The sequence below is a fragment of the Chitinophaga rhizophila genome (assembly GCF_019492185.1).
Classification (GTDB): domain Bacteria; phylum Bacteroidota; class Bacteroidia; order Chitinophagales; family Chitinophagaceae; genus Chitinophaga; species Chitinophaga rhizophila.
In genome coordinates, this window is sequence record NZ_JAICCF010000006.1 from 341773 (window position 1) to 353377 (window position 11605).

Here is an 11605-nt window from a genome sequence, read left to right on the forward strand (position 1 = left end):
AGCTATACTTCAGCGATCCTGATACTATAAGTGTAATTCCTGACGCATCATTCCTAATTCCTAATTACCACCTGTATATGCGAACGCCATTGTTACCGCTGCAGCAACTGCTGGAAAGCCTGCAGCACCCCCCACGCCCCGATGATCCGGCTGTTTATGAAATTGCCAGCTTTATGCACAGGCAATCCCTTACCGCTATAGAAGATATTACCATTGCGTTTGATGAATGCCTGGCTGCCGGAGTGAGTGAAGCCACTATCAGAAAATACGTGCGTATTTGCCAGGAAAAGATCACAACGCTTTGCAATGATGTGCCTTTCAGCTGGCTGGAAGTGGAAACTGCCGCCCCGGTACAATATGACGAGTGGCGTTACCTCTGCAACGACATCTGTCATCAGCTGGAAGATCTCATCATCTACCTTATGTTCACCTATGCCAAGTACTACAACAAAATGGCGATCGCGCCAAATGTATACCGGGAACTGATGCGGCAACGCATCAATCCCGGTCTTTCTGTGATCCGTAACTGGTTCAACGAAAAAGATGAAGGCTGCCGGGAGCTACAACAGATGCTGCTTAACCTCTATGACGCTTTCGATCCGCAGCTCCCCAACCGGATGAACTACTATCAGCTGGACTTCCTGCGGGAATTACAGCAGGCATTGCTGAAGCACTGGGCACAGGAAGACAACTCCCTGGACCATGGCACGCTGCAGCAATTGCTGTTCACGCTTAATTTCAACAGCACTGACTATTACCACTACTGCACGTCGTATATCAGCCAGCAGTTAATGGAACTACCAGACGTACATACCCAGCTGGACCTGCTGTCATTTATCCATAAGACGCTGTCTCAGCTACCGGTGAAGCCAGGGCTGGCCTATAGCTACGACTCCCCTTCCATCATATCACTGCTGAAGGAGTGGTTGCTGGTAGAGACTAAATATCTGCAAACCAGACGTAAAGGCAACACAGGCCGTCATGCTAAAAAACTAAATAGCCTGCCTGAGAATTTCAAGCTACAGACGTCATTGACACTGCCGGAGCTGGCAGCTTTATTCAGGGTATTAAAAGAGGCGGGGGTGGTTGAAAACAGGAATATGCAGGACGTATTCCGGTTGATTTCTCTATGTTTCTCTATCCAAAAGAAAGAAGCATTTGAAGGCAGTCTGTTTCAGTCATATTACTACCACATTGCTCCGGAAACCTATAAAAAGATGGAAGACCTGGCGCATAATATCGTCAGGAAAACCTTCCAGCTCAGAAAAGAGTAGTAAACCGCTACTGATAGCGGCTTACTTTTTCTTCTTTTTTTTCTTTTTCAGCTGTTCCTGCTGCTTGTTATGTTCATCCAGCAGCAATTGCCAGTTGTCGTTGGGTATATCTTCAGAGAAACTGATTGTTTCCCGGTAGTCATTCTTATCGATTTTCATAACAGTGATCTCTTTACCCAGGTATTTCTGGATAGTATCCAGCACCGGTTTTTCTTCATCACTGCAGAAAGAAACGGCCTGCCCTTTCTGTACGCCCCTGCCGGTACGACCCACGCGGTGTACATAGTTTTCAGGGACGTCGGGAAGGTCGTAATTTACGACATACTCCACATTCGGGATATCTATCCCACGGGCATTTACATCTGTTGTAATCAGCAGCTTAATGTCTCCGTTTTTAAACTCTTCCATTACCTGCAGCCTGTTATCCTGCTCCTTACCACCATGCATGGTCAGAGATTTGATTCCTACACGCTCCATAGCGGCAGACACTCTTTCTGCCCGTACTTTGGTACGTACAAAGACCAGTATCTTGTTTTCAGGAAACTCTTTCACCAGTCTTTCGAGGAAGAAGCGTTTATCGTCCATACCCACATAAGCTACGGCATGCTGTACGTTTTTAGAAACGGGGTCCTGCGGAGAGATCTGGATCCTGATAGGGTTATTTACTACGGAATACGCCAGGTCCTTAATATCGGCGTCAATGGTGGCAGAGAAGAACAGTGTCTGGTGTCTTCGGGGCAAATGCTTCAGTACATCGCGGATGTCGCGGATGAACCCGAGGTCCAGCATATGATCTGCCTCATCCAGTATCAGGATGCCCGTATTGCTGAGGTCAATAAAGCCCTGACTGATAAGATCAAACATACGGCCGGGCGTTGCAATCAGGACGTCTACTCCCTGCGCCAGCTTCTTCAGCTGAGGGGCCTGGTCTACGCCGCCATGCAGACCCAGTATATTAAGTCTGGTGTATTTTCCGATATTCTCAAATACTTCTGATATCTGAACAGCCAGTTCCCGGGTAGGAACCATTACAAGACAGCGTACCTCGCCCTTATTTTTACGAGGATGGTATTGTTGCAACTTATGCAGCACAGGAATAGCAAAAGCGGCCGTTTTACCCGTTCCTGTCTGCGCAATGGCCAATACGTCATCCCCCTTCAGAATAGAGGGGATCGCCTTAAATTGAATATCCGTAGGACGTTTGAAGCCCAGTTCTGCCAGGCTCTTTTTAATGTCTTCGGAAATATTATACTGCTCAAACTTCATTCGGCAAAGATAATATTACTACCTGACAAAGGAGCGTGGTACTGGCGCACTAATTCTTAATAACCTACCTTTAAAGACAATTCTGTTCCTCCATGAAGAGCAACCTCTTTGTCAAATTACATCCCATACACCGGGTCCTGATCAGTGCGGGCATTGCCGGAATCGTTTTTCTACTGACGCAGGCCGCATCCCTGACTCCCCTGATACGTGTTGTCCTGTTATGGGACGTTTTTGCCCTTATCTACAATATTACCTGCTGGATTGTCTTATTCAGCCGTACGGTAGAAGATATCCGCAGATATGCCCGAAAAGAGGATGGCAGCCGCCTCTTTGTCTTCATTATCATCGTGTTGGCTTGTTTTGCCAGTATGCTGATGGTATTGCTACTGATGCTGTCTGACGAAGCGCAGCAAACCGACAAGCTGCTGTACGTACCGGTAGCTATTGCCGGTATCCTGTTATCCTGGGCAATGGTGCATACAATGTTTACCTTTCACTATGCACATATTTACTATGATGATGATGAGAATAATGCAAAAAAGCATGCCGGCGGACTGGAATTTACAAAGGAGCCTAACCCGGACTACCTAGACTTTGCCTACTTCTCCTTTGTGATCGGGATGACCTTCCAGGTATCGGATGTAGAGATCAGTGCACGTAAGTTACGGCGTATAGGATTGTTGCACGGATTGATCTCCTTCCTGTTAAACACCTTTGTAGTGGCGATGACGATCAACCTGGTGGCCGGGTTAAGGCATTAAGCTAACCACGCATATATATCCCTTCAAGGTAGGCAAGCAGGCCTACGACCATCACTTGTAATACGAGGAAGATGACTCCATAGATAGTAGCGCCGGGGCTATAGTAATACAGTATACCCAGGCTAATAAAAGCCCATACCCAGTTGGCATAGATCAATATCTTCAGTAAGGGAATTATTACTTCCTGCTGAAGCGCCAGGGTTAATGCAACACCGGCATAAGCCAGGGTAATAATGGCAATAATAAGGATCAGGTCAGCCGGTAAACCCAGGAAGTCAGACAACCAGTGACTGCATACCAGTCCTGTAATGGCGGTAACACCGCCAAGGATACAGTCCGCCTTCAGGATTGTTTTGAGCATGACACAACACCTCCTTTCCTTCGAATATACTACATCTCAAACTCATGGGAAAAAGCGTGCGTTGCCAGCAATTCTGCCCTTTGCAGCCGCTTTCTTTCCCGCAGGGGTTGCACCAGTGAATAGTAGGCGCTTTTCAGATAGGGCCATCCGAAGGCTGCTGTATTAAAGATGATCATAATAGCAGAGAAGAGCTGCAGCCCCATAAAGATGGCAATACTGGCATGTAACAATACGATAGCAACATAACCGTAAGGACGCGTACGACGCCACCAGATAAAGAAGGGATATCCTATTTCAAGGGCGAGGGTACTCCAGCCAATTACTTTCGCCAGTAAAGGGAAGTTGGCCATCCAACGCATATCAAAGCGGGAGAATTGGGCCTGCATCAGGGTCTGCCAGATAGCTTCTCCGTTCCACCATTGTATACCCATAGCTTTTTCAGCACCGGAAGCAACATATACAAGGCAGAGGTGTATCTGCAACACCCGCAGCGACAGGGTATTCCACTCACTCTCCACAGGTTTAGTTTGCAGGGATAGTTTATCCCAGGCGAATACTTCACCCACGGGCATGATGATACAGTAGAACAACGCAATATGTATAAACGTTTCTACTCCGTATGCCCCCATAAAACCGGTGTTGATGAAGGTAAACTGTATTGCCCAGGCTATGAAGGCGGCATAGCGGGTGAACTTGCCGATCAGCAATGCACCAAGACTACACAGATAAAGCCCCATCAAGGCATACACTAACGTAGCGGCACTGATACCTGTGGCACCGGCAACAGGCTGTAACCAGGATAATTGCGGCATATAGGAATCAACAATACCACTGCTCACAGACCACGGAATCAGCCCTTCAGGGCCATATAACATGGCAATACTGCCTATCAGCCAGCCGCCCTGCACAAGTCCCAGCAGGGCGATGGCAATTCTGAAAAAGGCCAGTGCTCCGCCAGTAGAAGGAGCCAGGAAGAAACGTCGTATCATAAAGGGGTGTTTTATCGGGTCACTCTAAAGTCTTTTACCAGAAACGGCTCCCATCTGGGCTGACTGCCCGCGCGGAATGCTGCCATATCGGGTATTTTCTTATCAATGACAGTCACCCGTACCATATTACTGGTAGGATGCTGCCGTAACATGTAGGCTGCACAGCTTTTGGCAAGCAGCGGCTGGGCTTCTTCTATACTGAAGAAATTGTAGATCGTCTGGATGCGCCGGTTACTTTCGGTATTAGGGCCTTCCAGCCGGGTCACTTCCTGGTGTTTGCCATCTGCCAGGGTATATACAACCGCAATTTCATTGCCGACGTGTGGTGCAAAAAAGCTGAAGATATTCCCGGTTCCCGTGAAATCTCCATAGGCTGTCAGTTGTTTTAAGAGCCAGGGTTTTTCATCAAACCACTCTTCCAGGTGTGCAGCGTGAAGGGCAGCTACAGTGAGGTGGAAGGTAGCGATGAAGAGCCAGAAGCGGTGTTTCAGACTTAACATGTAAAAAAGAATTAGCCGTCAGGAATCAGGAATGAAGAACAGGAGGGCCAGCTGCCTGCAGGGTGTCCGACAGCCTGTATACGACTGGCTATCCTATTCTTCATTCCCTGTTAGTTTAGAATCCGATCACTGCTCCTCCTGCCACTTCTTCAATCACCAGCTTACCAAACCTTGGATCGAGGCGGGCAAATCTGGAGCGGATACCTTTCAGTATCTGCGGATCGAAGCAACCGATCAGGTTAGGAAACCTCCTTTTGAGGATATCTTCCCATTTCAAACCGGTGTATACGGTCAGACGTGCACCGGCAGGCAGCTGTGTAATATCTGCAGTACCATAGAATCCACGGGTAAAATGTGGATATGCACCAGCGGGGACAGATATGCGGAACCTGTCCAGCGAGGCAGTTCCGATTACTTTCTGGTCAACAACGTCAGCCTGCAGGCGTGAACCGGCGGCAAAGAAGCTTTTGGTGGCCAGCAGTTGCTGTCCTCTACCTACTTCATAAACACCAAGATCAAAGAGCTGTTTGGGGTCAACCCTTACGGCCAGGTCACTGATACGCTTGGCGATGTCCAGGTAAGGAATCATGGTTGGGCAAGGGCCGATCCAGATCTTCTTAAATGGAATCTTTTCGTAACCAATCCTTGCCAGTTCAGGGAATGGCGCACGGCCACCAGGGCCAAAATACTGGGTCTCGTCAGATAAACTGCCGTAGCGTGCTTTGGTGATGTAGTCGTTTGCGGGTAAGCCTTCCCAGGTTAACAGATAGGTTTCTGGAGAAAGGTCTTTAAGGATGGCGTCCAGTTCGTCAGTACCGGCAATTCTGGCACCAGCTGTTGTCGTGGAATTGTCTGATGATCCGGGGTTGATGTGTTGCTCTTTCTTACACGAAAAGAGTGACAGAGCGGCCATAGCGGCCACACCTGCGAACAATAGATGTTTGCGCATTTTTTTGGGGTTTGTGGTTATTAATGAAATCGTTGACACAAAATTCCATCAATTAACCCTTCCCATCAAGTGCAAAAACACCTGTTTTGCCACGTATAAATACGCAAAACTTATAAAAACAACAGATGAACCGGCGATACAGCTCATCTGTTGTTTCAATTACATATAGTTATACTATCGCAGGAACAAAATACGACCTGACTCACTTTCCCGGTAAGTACCGGTTGCGCTGTCAAACGTATATGTGCAGACGCCGAAATGCGCCCACTCACATATGTAATCGTAGTCCTTTACACCTGCTTCATAAAACTGACCATTGCTGGCCCTGTAATACTTCTTTTCGGCACGTTCGGACTTAGTCTGCATGTTTGTTGCTACTGCAGATCCCGCAGCCACCAGAACGGCCAGCGCCATTAACGAGAATTTTACTTTTTTCATTGCCGGATTAGATTTAGGTAGATGAACAGAGGTTAACAAGCCGGAGGAAAATATCCTGTTATCTTAGGAAACGAATCTTACCGTATTTATTTATTTTATATTGACCTGTTGCAGGATCAATTACATACGTGCAGACACCAAACTGAGACCATTCGCAGATGTAATCATAATCTTCTATGCCGGCAACAGCATAGCCTGTACCGGTCCAATAGTATTTGGTCTCCTCACGTTGCATGTTCTTTTGTACAGTGGTAGCCAATGCAGAACCAGCACCAAGAATTACGGCCATTGCCAATAACAAGCTTCTTACATTTTTCAGTTTCATGGGTTTACATTTTGAAGGTGATGAGGTTAACAAGAATAAAACAGGGTACCTAAATTTTCATGGATGATAAAAGGCCGTCTTTCCTTTATTGTTGCCACAAAGGTATGATAACATGCTGCACTGACACAGCAGTTGTTAAAATGATAAAAGAATATTTCCTATCTTTGCGTCAGATTAACACAAAGATGAAATGAAGCCTTTCAGTAGTTATCAAAACCCGTCTCTTGCCGTTGACCTGGTCGTATTCGGTTATAGCAAACAACAGCTTTCTGTCCTGCTCCTCAACAGGAAAGAAGCTCCCTATCAAGATGGCTGGGTACTGCCCGGCGCATTTCTTCAAATGGAAGAACGCTTTCGTGATACCTGCTCAAGGGTTCTTAAGACCAAACTGGGTATGGATGACGTCTACATGGAACAGCTGTATTCATTCGACGAACCGGAACGCGACCCTCGCGGACGCGCTATTGCCGTAGCCTACTATGCTCTTGTAAATCCGGCGAGAGTAGCTATAGCAGCAGGTAGTATGGCCAATGACGTAGCCTGGTTCAATATCAAAGAGCTGCCGGAACTTGGCTTCGACCACCGTGCCATCTTCGATATGGCCGTTCAACGGCTTCGTTCCAAGATCACCTACTTTCCTGTGGGCTTTGAATTGTTAGATGAACAATTTACAATGCCTGAACTGCACGAATTATACGAGTGTATACTCGATACTACTATCGACCGCAGGAATTTCAGGCGAAAGATCCTGGATTCAGCGTACATCATCAGTACCGGTACCAAACGGGAAGGCGCACAAAACCGGCATCCGGACCTATACACTTTTAATAAACAGCTGAAGCAGAACAGTTTTCAGATAAACGTATAACAGGAGGAAACACCCGATTGAGCGTACATCATCAGTACTGGTACCAAACGGGAAGGCGCACAAAACCGGCATCCGGACCTGTACACTTTTAATAAACAGCTGAAGCAGAACAGTTTTCAGATAAACGTACAACTATGAAATACAGTAACGATTGGTTAATCCGCAGATACAATACGAAAGAAAAATTGAACTTCACTTTTTTCTGGGGACATAAAGGGCAACCCGGCGATGTAACTAAAAGCTGCTTCAGTCAGTGGTGGCCGGCTGCATTTACGGCTGACAACCACACCTATATCACCGCAGAACACTGGATGATGGCAGGCAAGGCCCGCCTGTTTGCCGATACAGCTATAGAGCAGGAAATATTGCAGGCACCCTCTCCGGCCATTGCCAAACAACTAGGCAGGAAAGTCAAAAACTTTGATCCGGTTAAATGGGATGCAGAGAAGTTCAATATTGTAGTGGAAGGCAATCTGCTCAAATTCTCCCAACACCCCAAATTAAAAGAATTTTTAATCAGCACAGGCGATACGATCCTCGTAGAGGCCAGTCCGCTGGACAGGATATGGGGTATCGGCATGGGCGCTGCCCACGAACATGCTGCCAACCCTTTACTATGGAAAGGTCAGAACCTCCTCGGATATGCCCTGATGGAGGTCAGGGACCAATTAACACAATAATGAGATGAACGAACAACAAATCAAAAGCATCAGCAAATTTCTGAGCCTGGTGCTGCGACATCAGCCGGACACCATCGGCATTACACTCGATGCCAACGGCTGGACAGATGTACAGGAACTACTAACCCGAATGCACGCAAACCACAAACCGCTGACATTAGCCCAGCTGAAAACAGTAGTTGACACCAATGACAAAAAACGTTTCGCTTTCAGCGCAGACGGCACTATGATCCGTGCCAGCCAGGGCCACTCGGTAGACGTATCCCTCGGACTGCCCCCTGTGACTCCGCCGGAATACCTCTATCATGGTACTGTAGGCAAATACCTGGACAACATCCGTCAGGAAGGACTGCAGAAAATGAGCCGTCAGCACCTGCACCTCAGCCGTGACAAACAGACCGCTATTTCCGTTGGCAGCCGCAGAGGCCTGCCGGTGATACTCACTATCCGTACGGGACAAATGCACCGGGATGGCTATCTATTTTACCTGTCAGACAATGGCGTATGGCTAACAGACCATGTACCCGCTGCCTACATTGAATTTTAATGACTCATGAGTAACCATCATTTTATCAAAGACGCTCTGTTGGGTGTGGCCACCGGAGATGCATTAGGCGTACCGGTGGAATTTAGATCCCGCCGGTCGCTGGCAGAAAACCCCGTGACGGATATGCGTGCCTATGGTACCCACGGACAACCAGCCGGTACCTGGTCAGACGATACCTCGCTGACGTTCTGTCTTGCAGAGATGTTGTGTGGTGATTACGACCTCCGTAACCTGGCCACCCGCTTCGTCAATTGGAAATACTATGCCTACTGGACGCCCCATGCTACCGTGTTTGACATCGGATTTGCCACCAGCGAGGCTATTGAACGTTTACAACAAAACATTCCTCCTGTACTGGCAGGCGGAGACGGTGAATACAGCAACGGGAATGGCTCCCTGATGCGTATCCTGCCCCTACTGTTCTATATCAAAGATATGCCGGTAGAAGAACGTTTCAGGCACACAAAAGACGTCTCGTCCCTCACACACCGCCACCTGCGGTCTGTGAACGGCTGCTTTATCTATCTGGAGATGGCTCGCGCCATTTTACAGGGGGAAACTCCGCAGCAAGCCTACCAGACTATCTGCAAAACAGTTCCTGCCTTTCTCAGCAACGAAGAAATGTCTCATTACGAGCGTACCCTATCAGGGAAGTTAGCTGATTGTCAGGAAGATGACATCAGGGGTAGCGGATACGTGGTATCCTGCCTGGAAGCTGCCATCTGGTGCCTGCTCCATACCTCCTCGTATGCCGGGGCAGTACTGAAAGCTGTTAATCTCGGAGAAGATACAGATACCACAGCAGCCGTTACCGGCGGACTGGCAGGGCTGACCTACGGTTGGACGAATATTCCCGGGGAATGGTTAAATGTTTTAGCAAAAAGAGAGGCAATTGACGTACTGATTGCTAACTTGCAGGCCAAAATTTACAGTTAAATGGCCAGGACGTTCGTAATTGGAGATATACATGGCGCACTGAAAGCATTAGAACAGGTACTCGGAAAGATTCAACCGGCAGCAGCTGATACGCTGATCTTTCTGGGAGACTATGTAGATGGGTGGTCACAATCCGCACAGGTGATCGATTACCTGATGCAACTCGACAAACAATACTCCTGTATCTTCATAAAAGGAAACCATGACGCCTGGTGTGAATCATGGCTCATGGGTTCCACTCCTGACCCAACCTGGCTGTTTAACGGCGGACAAGCCACTGTTGACAGCTACGCCTCCTATTCGCAGGAACAGAAAAACATACACATCGCCTTCTACAATGCTATGAAGGAATACGTGATTGATACGGAAAACCGGTTGTTCATTCACGCAGGATTTACATCCATGCACGGGCCTGCAATGGAACGCTACGAAGCCAGTACCCGCTGGGACAGAACTCTCTGGGAAATGGCTGTAGTAATGGACACCAGGATTAAGAAAGACTCCAAACTCTTTCCAAAACGCCTGCTGCTATACAACGAAATCTTCATCGGTCATACCCCTACATTGAACTATGATGCAGACGTTCCTATGCAGGGATGTAATGTATGGAATGTGGATACCGGGGCCGCCTTCTACGGCAAGCTCACAGCCATGGATATCGCAACAAAAAAGTTCTGGCAGAGCGATCCTGTACAGCAGCTGTATCCGAATGAAAAAGGCAGAAACCGCTAACGCCTGGCGATATGTAATTCCTTTCTGACAAGTGGAAAATCGCTGTCGGTGATGTCTGTTTCATAGTAGTATACAGTACCATCTTCCAGTACAATCCTTTTCTGTAATTCTTCATCACTGATATACTCGCAGGCTGTAGGTATAGTCCAGCTGTTACTGATCCTGTTCCATTTTACACCATCGAAAGACCAGGTACTGACAGTATAAGTACACGCCTGCATGGATTGCTCGAATATAGAGATCTCGTCTTTCCCGTCATTGTTCAGATCACCTTCATTGATCAGCCGGATATGTCTGCCGGTAACTACTGGCATTGCCGTAATATCCGCTTGACGGAAGCGTACTATATACTGATACTCCATATCTGAACGGCCGTCTTCTTCTCCACTTGACTCGCGGCCTTTCTTCGCATAAAACACACCATAGCCGGTATCAATGATAGCGTCTCCATTAAAGTCGCCGGTGATATCTACTGTATCAGGTATCAGCTCCAACCCTGCAGGCGGAGCGCCTAATATCATCATTTCTGTATCTATACGTGGTCCGCCCATATTACTAACGTGTATTGCACCAGCTTTCTCTTTTGGGGACTCAACAGTGGAATTGCATGCTAATAAAAGCAAGAGACCTAAGGCACAAAGGGATGTTTGCATTTCACATGAATTACAAGACTAAAGTATCACTTTATTTACGAAATACAAGCCCATACAACACGTTTTCATACCAATCCCGCAATCAGGCCATATTGCCGCGTTTGCAGCCTCCTTTACTATGGATGATCATGCGCATCAGACAGCTACCCTGCCAGTATTTATCATGGTGATCATAAACTGGCAGTAACAGGTACACAGCGGCTGTCATAAAGACGCTATGTTAAAGCAAAAACCGGCCTATCGAGGTTTAAGTCAGAACATGCACAACATCGACCTTCAATGAATATAGGAAGTTGGAGCAGGAGTTACAATTGGAGTTGACTGCC

Annotated in this window: 16 protein-coding genes; 7 read left to right on the forward strand and 9 right to left on the reverse strand. The window is 47.5% G+C overall.

Features of this window, described 5'->3' with window-relative positions:
- The first annotated feature begins 77 nt into the window (after window positions 1-77).
- Window positions 78-1274 carry a hypothetical protein gene (locus K1Y79_RS27890; RefSeq protein WP_220253507.1) on the forward strand — a complete coding sequence of 399 codons (1197 nt, stop codon included), beginning with the start codon at window positions 78-80 and terminating at the stop codon, window positions 1272-1274.
- A gap of 21 nt (window positions 1275-1295) precedes the next feature.
- On the opposite strand, the gene K1Y79_RS27895 is transcribed toward K1Y79_RS27890, so the two are convergent.
- Window positions 1296-2540 (reverse strand): DEAD/DEAH box helicase, encoded by a 1245-nt coding sequence (locus K1Y79_RS27895; protein ID WP_220253508.1) that lies wholly within the window; start codon window positions 2538-2540, stop codon window positions 1296-1298.
- A gap of 92 nt (window positions 2541-2632) precedes the next feature.
- On the opposite strand from K1Y79_RS27895, the gene K1Y79_RS27900 reads away from it, so the two are divergent.
- On the forward strand, window positions 2633-3301 hold the full coding sequence (locus K1Y79_RS27900) for a DUF1345 domain-containing protein (RefSeq protein ID WP_220253509.1): 669 nt from the start codon (window positions 2633-2635) through the stop codon (window positions 3299-3301).
- A 1-nt stretch (window position 3302) separates the two neighbouring features.
- On the opposite strand, the gene K1Y79_RS27905 is transcribed toward K1Y79_RS27900, so the two are convergent.
- The 6 genes from K1Y79_RS27905 to K1Y79_RS27930 form a co-directional block, all read right to left on the reverse strand.
- Window positions 3303-3662, reverse strand: a complete 360-nt coding sequence (locus K1Y79_RS27905; RefSeq protein ID WP_220253510.1) for a hypothetical protein — start codon at window positions 3660-3662, stop codon at window positions 3303-3305.
- A 29-nt stretch (window positions 3663-3691) separates the two neighbouring features.
- Window positions 3692-4651 carry an HTTM domain-containing protein gene (locus K1Y79_RS27910; protein WP_220253511.1) on the reverse strand — a complete coding sequence of 320 codons (960 nt, stop codon included), beginning with the start codon at window positions 4649-4651 and terminating at the stop codon, window positions 3692-3694.
- 11 nt (window positions 4652-4662) lie between these two features.
- Window positions 4663-5151 carry a hypothetical protein gene (locus K1Y79_RS27915; RefSeq protein WP_220253512.1) on the reverse strand — a complete coding sequence of 163 codons (489 nt, stop codon included), beginning with the start codon at window positions 5149-5151 and terminating at the stop codon, window positions 4663-4665.
- A 115-nt stretch (window positions 5152-5266) separates the two neighbouring features.
- Window positions 5267-6100 carry a hypothetical protein gene (locus tag K1Y79_RS27920; RefSeq protein ID WP_220253513.1) on the reverse strand — a complete coding sequence of 278 codons (834 nt, stop codon included), beginning with the start codon at window positions 6098-6100 and terminating at the stop codon, window positions 5267-5269.
- A gap of 174 nt (window positions 6101-6274) precedes the next feature.
- Entirely contained in the window at window positions 6275-6538 is a 264-nt protein-coding gene (locus tag K1Y79_RS27925) for a DUF6520 family protein (RefSeq protein ID WP_220253514.1), read from the reverse strand.
- A gap of 58 nt (window positions 6539-6596) precedes the next feature.
- Complete coding sequence (locus K1Y79_RS27930) at window positions 6597-6863, reverse strand: hypothetical protein (RefSeq protein ID WP_220253515.1); 267 nt, start codon at window positions 6861-6863, stop codon at window positions 6597-6599.
- Window positions 6864-7053: 190 nt separating this feature from the next.
- Between K1Y79_RS27930 and K1Y79_RS27935 the strand changes: the two genes are divergently transcribed.
- From K1Y79_RS27935 to K1Y79_RS27955, 5 genes are all read left to right on the forward strand, one after another.
- Window positions 7054-7731 carry an NUDIX hydrolase gene (locus K1Y79_RS27935; protein ID WP_220253516.1) on the forward strand — a complete coding sequence of 226 codons (678 nt, stop codon included), beginning with the start codon at window positions 7054-7056 and terminating at the stop codon, window positions 7729-7731.
- Window positions 7732-7865: 134 nt separating this feature from the next.
- Complete coding sequence (locus K1Y79_RS27940) at window positions 7866-8411, forward strand: NADAR family protein (protein WP_220253517.1); 546 nt, start codon at window positions 7866-7868, stop codon at window positions 8409-8411.
- A gap of 4 nt (window positions 8412-8415) precedes the next feature.
- On the forward strand, window positions 8416-8958 hold the full coding sequence (locus K1Y79_RS27945; protein ID WP_220253518.1) for an RNA 2'-phosphotransferase: 543 nt from the start codon (window positions 8416-8418) through the stop codon (window positions 8956-8958).
- A gap of 6 nt (window positions 8959-8964) precedes the next feature.
- Window positions 8965-9894 (forward strand): ADP-ribosylglycohydrolase family protein, encoded by a 930-nt coding sequence (locus tag K1Y79_RS27950; protein WP_220253519.1) that lies wholly within the window; start codon window positions 8965-8967, stop codon window positions 9892-9894.
- Window positions 9895-10626: a metallophosphoesterase family protein gene (locus K1Y79_RS27955; protein WP_220253520.1), complete on the forward strand. Its 732-nt coding sequence runs from the start codon at window positions 9895-9897 to the stop codon at window positions 10624-10626.
- Here the strand turns inward: K1Y79_RS27955 and K1Y79_RS27960 are convergent.
- Both K1Y79_RS27960 and K1Y79_RS29375 read right to left on the reverse strand, forming a co-directional pair.
- On the reverse strand, window positions 10623-11177 hold the full coding sequence (locus K1Y79_RS27960; protein WP_220253521.1) for a hypothetical protein: 555 nt from the start codon (window positions 11175-11177) through the stop codon (window positions 10623-10625). The genes K1Y79_RS27955 and K1Y79_RS27960 overlap by 4 nt on opposite strands.
- Window positions 11178-11361: 184 nt before the next feature.
- Window positions 11362-11487 carry a hypothetical protein gene (locus K1Y79_RS29375; protein WP_262903206.1) on the reverse strand — a complete coding sequence of 42 codons (126 nt, stop codon included), beginning with the start codon at window positions 11485-11487 and terminating at the stop codon, window positions 11362-11364.
- Window positions 11488-11605 lie beyond the last annotated feature (118 nt).